Below are 18,676 nucleotides of genomic sequence, written 5' to 3' on the forward strand. Positions count from 1 at the left end.
ATGAAGATTGCACTTGTTTCCTATTGGTGTATTCCCTATTCCGGCGGAGTTTCCACTTATACGCTGGCACTAAGGAAGGGACTCGAAGAGCTTGGGCATGAAGTGGATATTATCTCCCACAACGAAACGGGAATGAAGTACCACATTGTAGACAAGGGGAAAACCATCGATAAACCGTTGATTTCGGAAGCGGTAAAGCAGAATACCGGTAGGCGATACAATATAAAAATGCATGCCTATGACGCTTGGCTGGCGGATATGGAAAGCGAGCGAATCGCTTTCCGTCAAGCGTTATCCCATTTCAGATTGGATAGCTATGATCTCATCCACGCGCAGGATGTCATATCCGCGATAGGCGCCTATGAAGTGAAGCCGAGCAATATTCCACTGTTATTAACTCTTCATGGAGATTTGGCTGCGGAATGGCAGTATCAGAGGGTTGTCTCGAAGCGCTCTTTATCCTGGGAATGGGCGAAAGCACTCGATCATTACGGAAGAACAGCGGCAGACCAGATTGTCTTTCCTTCCAGATGGCTTAAGCGGCAGTATGACATAAAACCAGGCCGAACGAATTCCAAGGCAATCGTTATTCCTTATGGCTTCGATACGATCAAATTCCTCCACCAATCCGCGCTTTTTATACCTTCAATTAATAAAAGCGGCTCGAAGTTAATTCTATGTCCTGCGCGTCTGGATCCTGTGAAGGGTCATTATTTACTGCTGGAAGCTTTGTATAAGTTAAAGGAACTTCGTTCGGATTGGATTTGTTGGCTTGCGGGGGAGGGTCCCATGCGCAAACAGCTGGAACACTTGGTTAGCCAGTTAGGGTTAGGCCATCAGGTCAGCTTTCTTGGTCACCAAAATAATATGGCGCTGCTCCTGCAGGAAGCGGATTTGATCGTTCTGCCAAGCATTCATGACAATTTACCTTTTGCCGTAATGGAAGCGCAGGTGGCTGGAAAACCTATCATTGCTTCAGACACAGGGGGAATACCCGAAATGATTGATAACGGAAAGACGGGCTTGCTGTTTCCAAGCGGGAAGTCGGATCTGCTATGCAGGGGGTTAAATCAATTGCTTAGCGATGAAGACCAGCGAAAGAAGTTGGCCAATCAAGCGAGATATCATGGTCTTCGCAATTGGTCGCTTCAAACCATGATTAACCGGACGATTCTTCTTTACGAGAAAGCCATAGCCTCGAAGCGTGCTGACAGCCTATGAAAATTCTAATAGCAACGTATTGGCTGATTCCGCATGTAGGCGGGGTATGGGTATATATACAGGATCTGAAAGCCAGTCTGGAGAAGCTCGGGCATGAAGTAGACATACTCGCAAGACATCCGGACGAGAACAGCTACTATATCGTGAATACCGGGCGCAGGGTGGAGAAGAAGTTGTTTCGGCCGCTGATAGAAAAAAAAATAAAAGCGGTGTATGCCTCGCAGCCAATTCCAATCGATCCTTGGATCGTGGACCAGGAAATCGAGTTTTGCTCCTATGCGTTAGCAGCCTCGTATTTAGGCCTTCGAAGCTATGATATCATCCACGCTCAAGATGTGATTTCCTCGCGTGCCTTATGGCAAATCAAGCCGGATGGTGTTCCTTTGATAAATACCATACATGGTTGCCTAGCAACCGATTTCTGGGTTTCGTTGGAAGGGCAAACGCCTTCCGATTCGATTTGGAAGTATGCCTGCGCCAGAGAGTATTATGGAGCAACCTCAAGTGATTTGGCTGTTGTGCCGACGCAATGGCTGCATAAGACGCTTGGCAGTTATTTGGTGCCCGGCGATCATATGGAAGTGGTTCCTTACGGGATGAACATCGAGCATTTTTTACAGCGCACCAAAGAGCGAAATTCTTTCAGACTTCCGAAAGACAACTGCAATATTCTATGTCCAGCCCGCCTGGATAAAGTAAAAGGACACAGCAGCTTGTTGGATGCCCTGTATCTGCTCAAGCAATCCAGGACCGATTGGAGATGTCTGTTTGTTGGCGACGGTAGTCTCCGGGAGGAGCTGGAGGCTAAAGCTCTTCATCTTGGCTTATCGCCTTATGTTGTATTTGCGGGCAGCAGGAATGATGTGCCTGCGTTAATGCGGCAATCGGATATCATCGTCCTTCCAAGCCTGAATGACAACCAGCCGTATGCCGTTATGGAAGCTCAGCTCGCGAGCAAGCCGATAATCGTTTCGGATGCCGGAGGCATTCCGGAGATGGTTCAGCACGGTCAGACCGGTCTGATGGCAAGAGCCGGGGATAGCGGCGAGCTGTCGCGCTGCCTTGAATTATTGATTGAGAACAAGCCGCTTCGCAATCGAATAGCCAAGAACGGACACAGCTGGGGTCTGAAGCAATGGTCGCTCCCCGCAATGACAGACCGAATCGAAGAACTTTATGGACAGCTCCGGAGCAATAAGCATATCCGCAAAGCTTTACATCCGCCTAAGCATCCCGCCCATCACGGTTCAAAAATATGCACCTATTTCCGGAATGCTTATCAGATGGATATTCCAAAGTCTTTTTCGATCGTAGACGACCATATTGTCGGTTCGATCTTGTTCCAAGCCAACCAGTCTTAATAAGTTTTAGAAAGGGAGTGACGATAGATGGCAAATCAGCAAATTACCCCTTCAGGGCCTCAGCAGGAGCCGTCCATTGCGCTTAATAATCTTGACCAATCCACCATCTTGGTAACGACAAACGATTTGCGTTCGGGCAATAACATGACAACGGTCTACCGTTCGATTAACGCAGGGGTATCGTATGCTCAAACCTTACTTTCACCTCCACCGGGATTTGACGCGTCGGGAGATGGCATAGCCGCTTTTGGTTATGCTCAAACCTTTCTGGTCGCCGCTACCGCGCTCACTGTAAACCCTGTGCAAAACTCCTCGATTATCGTTTATCGTTCAACCGACAATGGAGCTACTTTCTCTACTCCTATCATTGTCAATCAGGGCTTCGGGACGGCCGTTTATAATGATAAACCTGCGCTTACTATTGATACGGCGAATGGCAGCCCTTATTTGGGGCATGCGTACATCGCATATACCCGGTACTTTAACAATTTTACGCAGTCGGAAACCCTGTTTCAGCGATCTCTGGATCAAGGACTGACCTGGTCTCCGCCAATTCTTCTGACGAATCAGGTGCAAGGCGTAACAAGCTTTGGATCCACGATTGCGATCGGACCGCAAGGCGACGTGTATGTCGGATGGATGCAATACGGACCTGGGACCCCGCAATATTTAATGCGGAGATCGCTGGACGGAGGGGTAACCTTTGGTCCAATCGTAACCGTGTCCACGGTCAGCCTTGTACCGACTCCTCTGCCGGTTCCAACCTTTGGCTTCCGCGTCTTGACCATTGCTTATATGGCGACGGATATCTCGCCGTTTAACGGTCAAGGCATCGTCTATGCCGTTTGGCAGGATGACCGTACAGGCAGCGCGCATATCTTTATGTCGCGTTCGACGGACAGGGGCAATACCTGGTCAGCCGCAAAGCAAATTGATGACAGCCCCGCCGGTACGCAGAATTTTCTGCCCAATGCGACGGTTTCCCGCGACACCGGAGCTTTCAAAGCTATGTACTATACCAATCGCGTAACCAGTAATCTTATTGACGTATTTTTGGCCGAGTCGAATGATGCCGGCAATTCGTTTCTGCCTAACCGCCGGATTACCGGCGTCTCTTTTAATCCTAACGCGGACCCTTCGCTTGGCCTTCCTACACCCTCCATTGGGGATTACAACGACCTGGAAATCAACGCGGCAGGAACAACTTTCGTTGTATGGATGGATACCCGAACCGGCTCGCAGAATATTTTCGAGGACCGGTAAACAAAGAAGCGGTTGGTTAGCCGGAATCCAGCTAACCAACCACCTCATTGCTGCTTACTTACAGATACACGGTTCCATCAAGATGCACGGGGCCGGTTATGGTAACCGAGTTTTGTCCAACATGCTCTACGGTGAGGGAATATTGCTGGAAGGTACCAACGAGCCCGGCCGTTGCCGTTTCCGTATGCTGGAAAGCCGTCGTGAAATCAAGCGCTACCCAAGGGCCTTCTTGCGCTGTTCCGATAAAAGCGGAATCCATGGTCTGATAAACAACCGGAGCAGGAGCAGAGATACCACCGCGCCGGATGCGGAAGAGCAGCTTAGGAACGATATTGAGCAGCAGCAGCTGTGCTTCCCAGCCAATGGATGCTTTGATTTCAATCCGGTTATTGATGTTATTGATTTGGAGAAAAACGGAAGTCAACAAGTATTCGGCACCCGGAGAGATTATAAACGGGAGAGAACCCGTTCCGGCCGCAACTTCTTGGTACTGGTAGTCTACAATTGAAACAGTCATGCTATCACCTCCTTTCAAAAGCAGAAACCGTCAGGAATAACCGATTGTTGTTCCTTTCAAATCGATAGGTCCCGTTATAGTTATCCTGCCGATTCCAGCTGATTCTGCCGTCAGATAATAGGACTGGTATAATCCGGAGGTGCCAGGCTCGGGGGATTCCACATGATAAAAGGTAGTTGTGGTAGAGCGGGCAGATGTGTTGTTGGTGCAGTAACAAGAATCAGCGATTTGAGAGACCTCGGGGAAAGCGGCAGTAACGCCGCCGCGTCTTAGCCTGAGTATGATCTTCGGCACAATGGATAGTTGAGACGGTTCGGCCCTCCAACAGACGGAGGCCTCGATAAAATTTTTACTGTCTGGGCTAGAGCTTTTTAGAAATAAGGATGTAAGCATGATTTCTGTACCCGGAGGAATGGGAAGCGGGAGGGAATAGGTGCCCGGCAATATGTTTACGGAAGCAGAATCAAGAATAGCCATCGTTTTGTTTTCCTCCTCTTTCTATAGGTTGAAAGTTCCGCCAATAAGCGTAATCGGTCCGGAGATTGTGGCTTGACCAGCACCTGCAAGCTCTGCCGTCAGGCAATATTGTTGAAAGGTTCCGACGTTCTCTATACTTGGCTGATCGGTGAATTGCAAGGATAAAGTTTTATCTATCGTTAATATAGGAACGTCATGGCCTAGAGTGATGGAATCGACGAACCAGCAAATTAACTTATGGTCGGATGTAAACCCGCCGCGGCGTATTCGGAAAATCATATTGATATGCTGCGTGTTCTGTAACAGAGGAGTCTCCCAGCCGATCGTTGCATAACCATTTACTCGGGTTTGATAATCCGGTATGGAAAGGAAGACGGATGTAAGCAAAATCTCGGTACCCGCGGTCAAATTCAGCGGCAGCGATTCCGCTCCGACAGATACCTCCTGCGCGGAAAAATCAATCCAATTGCTCAAGCCGATCTCCTCCTCGTTTTTTTGCTTTCATATATTAGATTCATAGATTTGGTAGGATGCAATGTACAGATATCCCCTGGTAAATATCTGTTCTTCGGAATAAGTTTGATTTTATGGTTAGTGGAGGGAAAAAAATGGATGACGAAATTGCGAAGATGGAACGAATGTATGCAACGTCAGTAGATGACGCCATGCCGGATCATTACTTTCGCTATCAATATGCGGTACGATTTATCCGCCCTGGTGATATTTTGCTTGATGCAGCATGCGGTTCTGGCTTTGGAACGCATTACATGGCAACCCAGTCTGCTTGCACATTAGCTGTCGGGGTGGATAAGTCTGAGCATGGATTAGACTGGGCGGTTCATCACTTCTTCTCCCACAAAACCGTTTATTGCCAGACCGATTTATCGGGCAATTTCCATGAGGAGCTCCCGCTGCCACTCTATGATGTCGTTATTTGTTTTGAAACGGTAGAGCATATGAAGGATGATCAGTCATTTATCCGAAAACTGTATCAATGCTTGAATAAGGGCGGGGTGCTGCTTATTTCCGCGCCTAACGAGAACGTTATTCCCTATTTGAAAAATCCCTACTTTTTGCATGGCGTCAACCCGCATCATTATCGCCACTATCGTCCTGAAGAGCTGCGCAGCTTGCTTGTTAAGCAAGGCTTCCATATCCAGCAGGCCGTAACGCAAGATAACGATACGTACGAGATTGTGCCCGGAAGGGACGATGGATTCACAATTATTTATGTGGCCACCAAGTGAAAAAAATGACGGAGAAAGCTAATATGCCACTGGCTGCAGTGACGATATTAGCTTTCTTGTTATTTCATTTGCACATGCTGATAGGTGTTAGAGAGCCCTTCAAACAAACTGCATGCAGGCCGCCAGCCTAATCGTTGACTGGCTTTTGTATTGTCCAGACAGCTGTCCATAATATCGCCAGGCCGTTCCGGGCCGTAAATAATCTCGACATTTTGACCGTGGATAAGCTTTATTATTTGAATCAAATTGTTTATGGAAGTGCGCAATCCCGTGCTGATATTGATCGTTTCCTGGTCTCCTTGGTGAATAGCCGCCAAGTTCGCTTGGACAACATCCTGCACATAGATGAAATCCCGGGTTTGATTTCCGCTGCCGTTAACGTAAAGAGGAAGGGCTTGTTTTAATTTGTTCATAAAAATAGAAACGACGCCGCCTTCACCCGAAGCGTTTTGCCGAGGGCCGTACACGTTGCTGTATCGTAATATCGTATAGCGAAGACCACACATTTCATGGAACAGCCGGATATAGTTTTCTCCAGTAAGCTTGGACAGTCCGTAATAGGAAATGGGGGCTGTAACGGCATCCTCCGCATTCCTTTCTTTATTGGAATCGCCATAAACAGCGGAGGTAGAAGAAAAAACAAGCTTGCCGACTTCGGCCTGCCGGCATGCCATCATAAGGCGAATCGTTCCAACGATATTGACGGAAGAATCAAAGGCGGGATCCGCTACTGAATGCTGGACATCGACCTGCGCAGCCATATGAAATACAACATCTGGTTTAACTTGCTTGATGATCTGCATAGCGGCATCACTATTAATGTCCAGTTCATGTAGAACTGCATCGGGATGGACGTTGTATTTAAAGCCCGTAGATAAATTATCAATGACATGGACTGCGGCGCCTGCTCGAACAAGCGCATCTGTTAGGTGGGAACCAATAAAGCCTGCGCCTCCAGTAACTAAAGCTTTCATTATTCAACTCCTCAATTGACGATATCCTTCATAGTACGTGCAAGTTTGGAGTTGGAATAATGTATATATCTCATAGACTATAGCCAATTTATTTCATTCGATATCTAAGAAAGCTGGTTAAGGACTGCTTATTCCGTTGTTCATTCAACAGGAAAATCCATGATTAGACAAAAATAACGGCTGAGCGAAGAAATTTTTAGGAGAAAAGTAGGATGTGGAGGGGAGGGACAGGAAGTAAAATCGAGAGCGTGGAGCCCCTCTTCAGATGACGGCTCCACCTTTTCGGAGCTTTAAGAAACCGGTTTCATGAAACCGTTTTCTTAATTAGCCCAACCAATTCAAATCAAGGGGGAAGACGAGTGAAACCGTTCAAGCTTAAGAAAAGGACCGCGGCAGCCATGCTGGGTACCGTCATCAGCCTTACCTCGCTGGGGAGTCCAACTTACGCGGCAGAAGCAGCGATAACGCCTGTTACATACGACGCCGTCGTAAAGGTGGATGCCTCGACCACCTTCCAGACCATCGATAACTTCGGAGCGTCCGATGCCTGGAGCATGGAGCAGCTCGGGAAGAACTGGACGGAGGAGAACAAGAACAAGGTAGCGGACCTGCTCTTCTCAAGGGACAAGGGGATTGGCCTTACCGCTTGGCGTTTCAATATCGGGGCGGGCTCAACCGAGACGGACAAGACGATCATTACCGATCCTTGGCGCCGCGTCGAATCGTTCAAATCCTCGGAGAACGGCCACTATGACTGGAGCAAGCAGGCCGGTCAGCAATGGTTCCTGCAAGCAGCCAAAGACCGCGGCGTAGATACGCTTATCGGCTTCGTGAACAGCCCGCCGGTATGGATGACGAAGAACGGCCATGCCCAGCCGGATTCCACGGTTGGATCCACGAACCTGAAAGACGGATACGAGGACGAATTCGCGACCTTCCTGACGGATGTCATTGAACATTTCAAGAAGCAAGGCATTTATCTGAACTATATCAGCCCGATCAATGAACCGACCTGGGATTGGAACAAAGCGGGCCAGGAAGGCAACCGATATAACAACGACGATATTAAGCGTGTTATTCTCGAGCTGTACAAGCAGCTTCAGGCCAAAGGGCTTGAGACGCAGATCAGCGCGCCGGACGGCGTAGAGATTACGGCACTGCTGGACGATGAAGTATTCAAATCCTTCTCGGGCCAAGAGAAGTACAGCGGCGGCTCCAACAGCCTTGGCGTTGGCAAATACCGCGAATATATTAAAGACCTGCTCGGGGATCCGGAGCTGCAGGAAGCGGTTGGCCATCATATCGCTTCTCACTCCTACTGGTCGGATTACAGCAAGACGGGTGATGACCGGTACGGCACGTTAAGGGATTTGCTGTTCTCCAATTTGAACAAATACGACCGCGAAGCGGTTTATTGGATGAGCGAATATTGCATTCTCGGGGACTACGGTCCCGGCCGAGACCTTGGCATTGACCCGGCGCTCTATATCGCGAAGACGATCCATTTCGACCTGGCGAGAGCAAATGCTTCCGCATGGCAGTGGTGGACGGCCGTATCCGCGGGAGATTACAAGGACGGCCTGATCTATACCGACTTCCATAACCCGGGCGACGAGCAAAATATCCTCACTTCGAAAATGTTCTGGACGCTAGGCAACTACAGTAAATTCATCCGTCCGGGCGCGGAGCGTATCGCGCTCTCCGGTCTGGATGAGAATGCGCGTAACGGCGCATTGCTCGGATCGGCCTACAAGCATGACGGAGAGAATACCGTAACGACGGTATTCGTCAACGACAGCGCGAAGGAGCAGCATATCAAGGTTGAAATCAGCGGCATCGACAAGCATGAGGCGGTTCATGTATTAAAGCCGTATGTCACATCGGCAGACGAGGATCTGGCGAGAGGCTCGGACATTCCGGCATCGGCTGACGGCTCGTTCGATGCGGTTATCCCGGCCCGTTCCATCGTGACGCTTAACGGCGATGTCGTAAAAGAAAACAAAAAACCGGATGCTCCTCAAATCGTAAAGGTAGAGCCGCTTAACAAAGGTCTTAAAATCGACTTCGAGGCTCCAAAAGGCGCTTACCGATATGAAGTGGAATACGGCAGTAAAAATGACAAGAAGGTATTGAAGCTGTCGAACATGTCCACCGATACGGTTATTCTGCAAGGTCTGAAGAACGATAGTCAGTATGATGTGACGGTACGCGCGGGCAATGACAATGGCTTTGGCCCGCCATCCAAGAAAGCGTATGGCACGCCTAAGCTGCTTACGCCATCCGGCGTAAAAGCCGCAAGCTGGGATGGAGGTTTTGTCCTCACTTACAATACTCAGATTGGCGTACCGTCTTATCGCGTTCGATACGGCACCAAACAAGGCAATTATGACAGGCAATATGTGACCCAGGTACCTAACGGCAAGATTCAGATTGACGGACTTGCGAACGGAACGGTGTATTACGGCGTTGTGGAAGCAGTCGACGGCACAAGCGCGAGCCAGCCTTCCGTCGAATTTCAAGTAATGCCGGATATTGCCGCGCCAGGCAAGCTGGTTGCGATCCCGGGCAACGGGGAAGCGCTGCTTACGTTTGGAGCTGTTGGTGGAGCAGCCGGCTACAGCGTGCAAACCTCGCTGAACGATAACGCTCAGCAGATCACTAGCAACAAAACCGTATTAACCGGTCTAACGAACGGAGAAGCGGTAACCGTGCGCGTCTCGACGATTGGCAAAGGCGGCAGAGGAACCGGCTACACCGAAACCTCGGTTACGCCTGCGAACGGGGAAATCCGGTTTAAGGACGATTTTACAAGCGGTAATCTCTCGGGTTACACGCAGGATGTAAGCAAGTGGGTCATGGAAGACGGACTTCTAAAGCATGCTTCCGGCGGCAATAACCGCGGCGAGATTGGCGTAAACAATCTTTCGATCATTGACGGTACCATTACCGCTGTAGCGAAGCATGCCTTGGGCGAAGCGGATTGGGGAATTACGTTCCGCGGCAGCAGTTATTCGAAGGGGTATGTGTTTGGCTTCGAGAACGGCATTCTGTTCCTTCGCAGAGACGGGCAAAACCTGGCCGAAGCCGTACCTTTCTCGCCTAAATTAGGGGAGTACTACAAGATGGAGGTACAGCTCGACGGTCAGCATATTCAGGCCTATCTGGACGGAAATCTGATCTTTGACGTCAAAGATTCGACGTACACGAGCGGACGCGTTGGACTGCATAGCTGGGCGGACGCGCAATTCGCTTACCTGCAGGTTGCCCGTAATCCCGAAAACCTGACAGCCGCTCCGGAAATTTATCAGATCAAGGAAGGGGACGGGCAGGTTGTGCTTCAATTCAGGGAAGTAGACGGAGCGGACAGCTACCTGATCCGTTATGCGCCAAAAAATGGCGGAGCGGCAGCGGAGGTTGCAGCAACACCAGGCTCGTCGGTTGTAACGGGCCTTCAGAACGGCACGGCTTATTCGTTTAAGGCCGTGGCCGTTCGCGGCGGAGTTGCTTCGGAATCCGCACCCATGGATGCGACGCCTAACTCGAATAACAAAGTCGTCTATTATGCGGATGCCGGAGACGGAACTCCTGGCACTCTAGAGGATGGCGAAGTGTTGGGCATTTACCAGTCGCAGGAGGAGCAAGAGTATGGCCTTGATTCGATTACCGGCATGAAGTGGGGCTATGTCGCCGACGACGGAAAGACATGGGCTCAAACCTCCCCGGTAGACGCTTACGAGACGATCCGCCAATACGACGGCAACGAGAACGGCAAAGGAATCGCCTATCGCTTTCAGCTGCCGGAGGGTGCGTACAAAGTGACGGTTGGCTTCTATGATCCATGGAAGGCCAGCGACCGGAATATGGACCTGACGATTAACGGCGAGACCAAGCTGAGCGATTACGTCATTGGCTCCAGCCGCGAAGCGAAGGTATTCGAGAACATTTCCGCAGTAAACGGCGAGATTATTGTCAAAGCGGTTAAGGACGGAAATTCCAAGCCGATGATTGCATGGATCAAGATCGAGAAATAATATTGATTGCAAGCAAAAGCGTGCGCTTCCGAGAAAGGAAGCACACGCTTTTTTTCTAAGGCGTATTTACGAGGATTTGAAATATTACGGACTGCTTAGGACGGACAATTAGATTTTATCGCCATAATCCTTTATCATTATCCTATATGGTTAGCTTAATAAAACATTTCTTATATAGAGAGGATACGAGCCAAATGCCTGATACTGAAAAAATCAAACTGACTTCCTACTCCACGAAAGGCGGCTGCGGCTGCAAGATTGGTCCCGGCGACCTGTCGCAAGTTATCCGTTCCCTGCCGGTACCCGTGGCGGATCCCAATCTTCTGGTCGGCATCGATACGAGCGACGATGCAGGCGTATACAAATTAAGCGACGACCTTGCGCTGGTGCAAACCGTCGACTTCTTTACTCCCATCGTCGACGATCCGTATTCGTTCGGGCAGGTAGCCGCCGCCAATGCGATCAGCGATATCTACGCGATGGGCGGCAGACCGCTGACCGCGCTGAACATCGTTGCCTTTCCGATCAAGACGCTCGACAAACAGGTGCTGGCCGATATTTTGCGCGGCGCGGGCGATAAGATGAAGGAAGCCGGCATTACCCTCGTTGGCGGCCATTCCATCGACGATAACGAGCCGAAGTTTGGTCTGGCCGTTACAGGGCTCATTCACCCGGACAAAGTGAGAACCAATGCGGGTTCGGTTCCGGGAGACAAGCTTATCCTGACCAAGCCGATTGGCGTAGGCATTCTTACGACCTCCATCAAGAAAGACAAGCTGTCGGATGAAGAGGTTCAGCGCGTGACGGATGTGATGGCAACGCTGAATAAGACGGCGGCTGAAACGATGGAGCCGTATAATGTGCATGCGTGCACGGACGTGACCGGTTTTGGCTTGATTGGTCACTCGCTTGAGATGGCTAAAGGCAGCGGCGTCGGGATCCGCATCCATGCGAGTGAAGTGCCGATGCTGCCGCGCGTTAGGGAGCTGGCCGAGGAAGGTTTCGTACCGGGAGGAACCAAGAACAACTTCGCCCATGTGCAGGATTCGATCAGCTTCCCGGAAACGCTGGATCAGATCGGTCAATGGATTTTATGCGATGCGGTGACGTCCGGCGGATTGCTTATTTCCGTGGATGGCAGCCAAGCGGAGGAGCTTCTGGGCAAGCTGAAGCAATCCGGCGTGGAAGCGGCCATGATCGGAGAGACGGTAGCCGACCATCCGGGACGTATCGTTGTACTGTAGCTTGATCGGATAAGGAGCGGTTAACTTGTTTCAAGACATCACCATAGAGGAATTGCTGGCATTACGGGAGAAGAAAGAAATCGTGATGATCGACGTGCGTTCTCCTTCGGAATACGCCGATTCCACCATTCCGGGGAGCCTGAATATTCCGCTCTTCGACGATTCGGAGAGGGCGGAGGTGGGCACGATTTACAAGCAGGTCAGCGTCCAGGCGGCCAAGGACCGGGGGCTTGAATTATTTTCGGCCAAGCTGCCGGCTTACATCAAAGCCTTCGAGCAGATCAAAGACACTAAAGCCGTATTCTGCTGGCGCGGCGGCATGCGAAGCAAGACGACGGCTACGGTGCTGTCGCTGATGGGAATCCGGGCTTACCGGCTGACCGGAGGCTTCCGAACCTACCGGAAGTGGATTGTGGATACGCTTGAGCATCTCGAGCTCAAGCCGCAGGCGATTGTGCTTCAAGGCCATACGGGAACCGGGAAAACGGCGATATTGCGCGAGCTTCAAGGGGAAGGCTATCCTGTTCTCGATTTGGAAGGCATGGCGGGGCATCGAGGCTCGATCTTCGGCCAAGTGGGGCAAAAGGCGAATAATCAGAAAACGTTTGAAGCTTTACTCGTAACGGAGGTGCTGAAGCTGCAGGACTCGCCGTACGTGCTGATGGAGGGGGAGAGCAAAAGGATCGGCAAAGCCGTGCTGCCGCCATTCCTGATCGAGAAGAAAGAAGCCGGGAAGCAGCTCTTTATCCGTCTGCCGTTGGAAGAACGGGTCCGCCATATCGTGGAGGACTACAATCCGTATGAGAACAAGCAGGAGCTGATTGCCGCGTTCAGGCAGATCGAGAAGCGGATGCATACGCCGATTGCCGCGCAGATTATGCAGGCTCTGACGGAAGACCGGTTCGAGCCTGCTGTACGCCTGCTATTGGAGCATTACTACGATCCGCGTTACGAGCATTCCATGATGCAATATGAGCAGGATAGAATCGAAATCGAAGCGGATACGATCGCGGATGCGGTGCAGAAGGTGAAAGCTTATCTCGCTTTCCATGCTAAATAACGATGAAACCAGTCTAAGGGCCGCCCGCTAGAGAAATGGCTCGCATAAACGAAGTGAATTTAAAAAAAGCGTTGTAGAGGGCTATCCCTACAACGCTTTTTTAATCCCATCGTCAATTACGCAACTTATTGGATAACGCGCTTTTCATTTGCATTAAGCCTTCTGAGCAGCAGTTGTGATCATCCATCTTAGGCCGAATTTGTCCTCGATTTGTCCAAATAGGGCTCCCCAGAAAGCCGGCTCCAGCGGACAAATGACGTTGCCGTTTTCCGCCAGCTGATCGAAGGCAGCTTGAGCTTCAGCTTCATCTTGGTATTCCAGACTCAGATTAATCGCATTGCCTTGTCTAAGCGGCTCAAACACGGAGTCGGACATAAGAATGGTAATGCCTGCCGCCGTCATGCTGAGATTAACAACCTTGTCCTTCAGTTCTTCATTGGATTCAAGCTGGCCGTGGGTGACAACCGACAAAATTTCTCCTCCGAGTGCCTGCACATAAAAGGCTGCCTGTGCTTTCGCGTCTTCCGACATTATGTAAGCCGTAAGTTTTGCCATTTGAATAACATCCTTCCGTCGTGGTTTAGACTGTCTTCTTCAGTCTCTATGAAGACAACGAACGAGGGATGTCCAAATCGACAACGGATATCATTTTTTTGAAAAGATTTTTCCGGGCCGACCGGGTACTACGAAAGTTAGAACTGACGGGCTTGCTATTCCCAAGGTATAATGCTGGTAAATTCATCCTGCTTTATGCGAAAGGAAAGGGGAGAAGAGCGATGCATCCAGCTATGGGCCAACTATTCATGAGGAAAATCATAAGCGCCGGCATAACCACTTTCTTATTTACCATTATTTTCGCCATAGGCGAGCCGGATTTATTTCGCATTCATGATAACCTGTCCTTAGGAGATAGATTGCATGAAGCGTTTTCCAGCGTTTGTTTCTATCTGTTGTACGCCGGCCCTGTTATTTACGTTTACGGATCGATGACTTCGCTGCTCAGTGAAATCATTGCACGTTTTGTTGCCCCGAGGCGTTGGGTTCAATTGACGGTCTCCGCCGTATTTCATGGCGTTTTCGGACTTATTCTTTATCAAATCAGCTTATTGGCCGCGGCGATCTTTTACTTGTCGGATACGATCTTTTTCATCACCCGGAAGAAGCCGTTGACTCCCCATATAACGGTTGCAAGCGTCCTTCTTCCTCTTGGCCTGTGGCTTGCGAGTTGGATTTATATCCGTATGACGGGCTAAGAAAAAAGCCTCATGCTCCAAGCCTGCTTTGTTTGCGGACGAAGGCATGAGGCGTCGTATTAATTCATTTCCACCGTCTGATTCAGCTCGGTTCCTTCCGTGTTTTTACCCATTAACCGATTGAACAGAAACTTCACCAGCTTGAATTTGTTGCCGGAATCCCAATATTCGGCGGCCTCGGCATCCACCTTGATCAGCACAAGGTCCGGATCGTCATAGGTTGTCTCCAGTATTTCCTCGTAGGCTTTATTCCAGAATTCCTTTATTTTGTCGGTGCTGTCCACAAGCTCCGCCACGCCGCGGATGGAGACAAAGGATTTGTCCGCGTAAGCTACGTTCACTTGCTTATTGTGGAGCAGCTCGTGAAATTTCTCCGTATCCTTCTTCGTAAGAAACCACAGGGTGCCGTCAAATTCGACATCCTGCGTCTTCATCGGGCGTGACACCAAGCCTTCCTCCGATACCGTAGTCAGCATCGCGATTTTGATGTCCTTAATCAGTTCCCTTACCTTCTCGATGGCTTCCTGAGTATTAGAATTTGCATGCATTCCCATCACCCCGTCCTGAAATTTATGTATCGATATAGTATTACACAAGGAACGGTCCGGCTAATCAGTTATTCATCTCGAAAAGCACGATAAGCCAGTATTGAGCTGCGATCCTTTATTGTTTGCCGCGATGCTTTCCGTTACGATGGAGGAGCACAACCGGATAAAAAGCGGAATACCGTTTACAAATTAGGGAATTATTCGTATTATAATAAACAATTATGGAAACGCAATGACGAGAAGAGTAAGGGAATAACGTTCTTGAACAGAGAGCTCCGGCAGCTGAGAAGGAGCGGAGAGCGATTCCCCGAACCAAGCCTCTGAGCAGCATGACGGATCCTTACGGGGTGATGGCATGACGGGAGCTCCCGTTACAGAGCTAGAGTATAACCATTGCATGCATGCAGTGCCGTACTCGAAGAGGTTGATGTGGCGACATATTAACAAACTGGGGTGGCACCGCGGAACTTCGTCCCCAAGACTAACGTCTTGGGGGTGGAGTTTTTTTTGTTTCGCAATACCTAGTAGGAGGAACTCGAAATGGAGAATTCAAAGGAACATTTAGCGGAGCACCATATGTTTAGACTTATTAGCGAGGAGCTTGAACGGAAGCCGTTCAGCAGGGAAATGTGCACGAGATTTCCTCCCGAGCCTAACGGCTATCTCCATATCGGGAGTGCCTACGCGATTCTTACGAACGCTATGATCGCGCAAAATTTCGGCGGCACCTTTCATCTGCGGTTCGACGACACCAATCCGCTAAAGGAAGATATCGAATACGTAAACGCGATAATCGAGGATATCAAGTGGCTTGGCGTTGACCCGAAACAACATATTTATTACGGCTCCGATTATGCGGAAATAATCTACAATGCCGCTATTACCCTAATCAAGAAAGGCAAAGCATTCGTATGCGATCTGACGCCTGACGAGTTAACGGAATACCGCGGAACTTTAACGGAGCCGGGAAGAAACAGTCCGTACCGGGAACGCTCGGTGGAGGAAAACCTGGAGCTTTTCACAAGGATGAAAAACGGAGCCTTTCCGGCCGGTTCCAAAGTATTGCGCGCGAAAATAGACATGGCATCGCCCAATATCAATCTGCGTGATCCGGTTCTTTACCGTATGATTTACGCCGAGCATTATCGGACCAAACGCGACTGGTGCATCTATCCGATGTACGATTTTGCGCATCCGATTCAAGACGCCATTGAAGGAATTACCTACTCGCTCTGCTCGATTGAATTCAAGGATCATCGGCCTTTGTACGAATGGGTCCTGAATGAACTGGAGATTGCCGAACCTCCGCGGCAAAGAGAGTTTGGCCGATTGAGCTTAACCGGCGTTGTCACGAGCAAGCGGTTTTTAAGACAGCTGGTGGAAGGCGGCTTCGTGGACGGATGGGATGATCCCAGACTGCCTACCCTTCGCGGCTTAAGACGCAGGGGGTATACGCCGGAGAGCATCCAAGATTTTATTGAAGAAATCGGGAGCATCCGAAATCAAAGCATCGTGGACATTTCACTCTTGGATCATTTCGTTCGGCAGGACCTTAAGGAGAAAGCGGCAAGCGTGATGGCGGTTATGGAGCCGTTAAAGGTCACCATCACGAATTATCCGGAAGATTCGGAGGAAATGCTGCTGATCGAAAATAACGGCGAGAACGAAGCGCTTGGAAAAAGAGAGGTTCCATTCTCCAGAACCGTATATATCGAGCGGGAAGACTTCATGGAGGAGCCGCCCAAAGACTATCACCGGCTTCGTCCGGGAGGAGAAGTAAGGCTGAAGGGAGCTTATTTTATCCGATGCGATGAGGTTATGAAGGATCCTATTTCCGGTGAAGTCACAGAACTGAGATGCACGTACGACCCGCTTACGAAGAGCGGTTCAGGCTTTACCGGGCGCAAGGTGAAAGGGACGATTCATTGGGTCTCCGCGGCGCATTGCATCCAGGCGGATGTTAACCTGTACGATAAATTGCTTCTGGACGGGGAGCTGCCACGGGATGATGAGGATTGGACATTCAAAATAAATCCCGATTCCTTGGTTCGGAAACAGGTTCTCATTGAAGCGCATGTTAAGCATGCCGGTCCCGAGCGAAAATTCCAGTTTCTGCGACATGGGTATTTCTCTGTTGACACGAAACCCCGTAAGGATGATCATTTGGTGTTTAACCGGGTTGTACCGCTTAAGGATAGCTGGAAAAAACCGAACTAACAACGGGAAGGAGGCCAATCGAAATTGGCTTCCTTTTATTGTTGATAAACAATATCTATCCGCGGGATAAAAAGGTTAAAGCATGATGGTTGAGCCGCTCATGGTATCATACCCCTATCTGGAAAGAAGGTGGTGTGCTCTATGGAACAATTGTCCGAACGGTTTAGACGGTTTGCCGATATGGAATGCAGGCATTCCAGTCGATTATATGAACATCTGGCAAGGAATGCGGCTGAAGATCCGGAGCTTCTTAAGCTTGCTGCCCATTCGCGGCCCGGGCAGCCTGTACCGAATCTTTTTCTGGGGGCGGTTCATTATTTGCTCTTGAAGGGCATTCGGCATGAACTCGCTTATTATTATGACAGCATTGTGCAAGATCCTAAGGATTTGGCCGGGGTATTTGCTCCATTCAAGCAGTTTTGCAAGCAATATGAGGCTGAGATAGTCGATCTCCTGGAAACCAGGCTCGTACAGACCAATGAAATGCGGCGCTGCGCCTACTTATATCCTGCTTTCTGCTATATCTATCAGTTAACAGGTAAGCCGCTATCCCTAGTCGAGATTGGAACGAGCGCCGGCTTGCAGCTCCTGTGGGACAAATATAGGTATTCGTATTCTTCCCAAACGGTGGAGTATGGTAATGAGCATGCTGCCCTGAAAATTATATCTGAACTAGGAGGGAATCCTTTTTTATATGTCCAAAGTCCGCCGGTGGCTGACAGAGTTGGAATTGATCTGCATATCAACGACCTTAAGGATCCGGATCATTACCTTTGGCTGAAAGCGTTGATCTGGCCGGAGCATAAGGAACGGAGAGCTTATTTCGAAGCGGCTGCGGCATGTTTGGAGCATTACCCCGTTCATCTAATCGAAGGCGATGGGGTTGAGCTTCTCCCCGACATTATCCCGACACTAGCAAACGATTCGACCTTATGCATTTTTCACACTCATGTGGCCAACCAATTTCCTGCCGCAACAAAAACCAAACTTATCCAGTTCATTCAGGTACTAGGCCAGCAAAGAGATGTTTTCCATCTCTATAACAATATGTGGGACATGGACCTCCATCTCGACTTTTATGGGAATGGCGAAGAAAAGAAGCTTACACTTGCCGAAACAGACGGCCATGGCAGATGGTTTAAGTGGGAGGGATGAATTTCACCGGCGAATTTTTCCGTTGTTACAGGCGCACGGCAAAGCTACCCCCAAAACCGGAGACAAAGACGAATACTATAATACGTTCGATTATTGTAGAATCATCGC

At 49.7% G+C, this 18,676-nt stretch carries 16 protein-coding genes and 1 other annotated feature; of the genes, 10 read left to right on the top strand and 6 right to left on the bottom strand.

Features of this window, described 5'->3' with window-relative positions; all coding sequences use genetic code 11:
• From FHT67_RS07875 to FHT67_RS07885, 3 genes are read left to right on the top strand one after another with little or no spacing between them, the layout of a single operon-like run.
• Complete coding sequence (locus tag FHT67_RS07875) at positions 1 to 1,221, top strand: glycosyltransferase family 4 protein (protein ID WP_167197210.1); 1,221 nt, start codon at positions 1 to 3, stop codon at positions 1,219 to 1,221.
• On the top strand, positions 1,218 to 2,582 hold the full coding sequence (locus FHT67_RS07880) for a glycosyltransferase family 4 protein (protein WP_132306866.1): 1,365 nt from the start codon (positions 1,218 to 1,220) through the stop codon (positions 2,580 to 2,582). The genes FHT67_RS07875 and FHT67_RS07880 overlap by 4 nt, the downstream gene beginning before the upstream one ends.
• A 27-nt stretch (positions 2,583 to 2,609) precedes the next feature.
• On the top strand, positions 2,610 to 3,845 hold the full coding sequence (locus FHT67_RS07885; protein ID WP_167197214.1) for a sialidase family protein: 1,236 nt from the start codon (positions 2,610 to 2,612) through the stop codon (positions 3,843 to 3,845).
• A gap of 58 nt (positions 3,846 to 3,903) precedes the next feature.
• On the opposite strand, the gene FHT67_RS07890 is transcribed toward FHT67_RS07885, so the two are convergent.
• The 3 genes from FHT67_RS07890 to FHT67_RS07900 are packed head-to-tail and all read right to left on the bottom strand — an operon-like array spanning position 3,904 to position 5,313.
• Complete coding sequence (locus tag FHT67_RS07890) at positions 3,904 to 4,362, bottom strand: hypothetical protein (RefSeq protein ID WP_132306862.1); 459 nt, start codon at positions 4,360 to 4,362, stop codon at positions 3,904 to 3,906.
• A 30-nt stretch (positions 4,363 to 4,392) separates the two neighbouring features.
• Complete coding sequence (locus tag FHT67_RS07895; protein ID WP_132306860.1) at positions 4,393 to 4,839, bottom strand: hypothetical protein; 447 nt, start codon at positions 4,837 to 4,839, stop codon at positions 4,393 to 4,395.
• 21 nt (positions 4,840 to 4,860) lie between these two features.
• The gene (locus tag FHT67_RS07900; protein ID WP_132306858.1) at positions 4,861 to 5,313 is read right to left on the bottom strand and encodes a hypothetical protein; all 453 of its coding nucleotides are present in this window, start codon (positions 5,311 to 5,313) and stop codon (positions 4,861 to 4,863) included.
• Between the two features lie 134 nt (positions 5,314 to 5,447).
• Here FHT67_RS07900 and FHT67_RS07905 point away from each other — a divergent pair, with 134 nt between their 5' ends.
• Positions 5,448 to 6,086, top strand: a complete 639-nt coding sequence (locus tag FHT67_RS07905; protein WP_165930655.1) for a class I SAM-dependent methyltransferase — start codon at positions 5,448 to 5,450, stop codon at positions 6,084 to 6,086.
• 59 nt (positions 6,087 to 6,145) lie between these two features.
• Here FHT67_RS07905 and FHT67_RS07910 read toward each other — a convergent pair whose 3' ends face one another.
• On the bottom strand, positions 6,146 to 7,060 hold the full coding sequence (locus FHT67_RS07910; protein ID WP_132306854.1) for an NAD-dependent epimerase/dehydratase family protein: 915 nt from the start codon (positions 7,058 to 7,060) through the stop codon (positions 6,146 to 6,148).
• 359 nt (positions 7,061 to 7,419) lie between these two features.
• Between FHT67_RS07910 and FHT67_RS07915 the strand changes: the two genes are divergently transcribed.
• From FHT67_RS07915 to mnmH, 3 genes are all read left to right on the top strand, one after another.
• Positions 7,420 to 11,091, top strand: a complete 3,672-nt coding sequence (locus tag FHT67_RS07915; RefSeq protein ID WP_167197217.1) for a glycoside hydrolase — start codon at positions 7,420 to 7,422, stop codon at positions 11,089 to 11,091.
• Between the two features lie 194 nt (positions 11,092 to 11,285).
• Entirely contained in the window at positions 11,286 to 12,335 is a 1,050-nt protein-coding gene (gene selD / locus FHT67_RS07920; RefSeq protein ID WP_167197220.1) for a selenide, water dikinase SelD, read from the top strand.
• 25 nt (positions 12,336 to 12,360) lie between these two features.
• Positions 12,361 to 13,395 carry a tRNA 2-selenouridine(34) synthase MnmH gene (gene mnmH, locus FHT67_RS07925; RefSeq protein WP_167197223.1) on the top strand — a complete coding sequence of 345 codons (1,035 nt, stop codon included), beginning with the start codon at positions 12,361 to 12,363 and terminating at the stop codon, positions 13,393 to 13,395.
• A gap of 153 nt (positions 13,396 to 13,548) precedes the next feature.
• Here mnmH and FHT67_RS07930 read toward each other — a convergent pair whose 3' ends face one another.
• Positions 13,549 to 13,950: a VOC family protein gene (locus FHT67_RS07930; protein WP_167197226.1), complete on the bottom strand. Its 402-nt coding sequence runs from the start codon at positions 13,948 to 13,950 to the stop codon at positions 13,549 to 13,551.
• 248 nt (positions 13,951 to 14,198) lie between these two features.
• On the opposite strand from FHT67_RS07930, the gene FHT67_RS07935 reads away from it, so the two are divergent.
• Positions 14,199 to 14,648, top strand: a complete 450-nt coding sequence (locus tag FHT67_RS07935; RefSeq protein ID WP_208403186.1) for a hypothetical protein — start codon at positions 14,199 to 14,201, stop codon at positions 14,646 to 14,648.
• 59 nt (positions 14,649 to 14,707) lie between these two features.
• Here FHT67_RS07935 and FHT67_RS07940 read toward each other — a convergent pair whose 3' ends face one another.
• Positions 14,708 to 15,202, bottom strand: a complete 495-nt coding sequence (locus FHT67_RS07940; protein WP_167197231.1) for a pyridoxamine 5'-phosphate oxidase family protein — start codon at positions 15,200 to 15,202, stop codon at positions 14,708 to 14,710.
• A 217-nt stretch (positions 15,203 to 15,419) separates the two neighbouring features.
• Positions 15,420 to 15,676 (top strand) — a binding site (T-box leader).
• A gap of 60 nt (positions 15,677 to 15,736) precedes the next feature.
• On the opposite strand from FHT67_RS07940, the gene FHT67_RS07945 reads away from it, so the two are divergent.
• Together FHT67_RS07945 and FHT67_RS07950 are read left to right on the top strand one after the other, a co-directional pair.
• A complete protein-coding gene (locus FHT67_RS07945; protein ID WP_167197234.1) occupies positions 15,737 to 17,413 on the top strand; it encodes a glutamine--tRNA ligase/YqeY domain fusion protein in 1,677 nt (558 codons plus the stop codon).
• A 132-nt stretch (positions 17,414 to 17,545) separates the two neighbouring features.
• Positions 17,546 to 18,568 carry a DUF2332 family protein gene (locus FHT67_RS07950; protein ID WP_167197237.1) on the top strand — a complete coding sequence of 341 codons (1,023 nt, stop codon included), beginning with the start codon at positions 17,546 to 17,548 and terminating at the stop codon, positions 18,566 to 18,568.
• Positions 18,569 to 18,676 lie beyond the last annotated feature (108 nt).

The sequence above is a fragment of the Paenibacillus sp. BK720 genome (genome assembly GCF_011761545.1).
Classification (GTDB): Bacteria; Bacillota; Bacilli; order Paenibacillales; family Paenibacillaceae; genus Pristimantibacillus.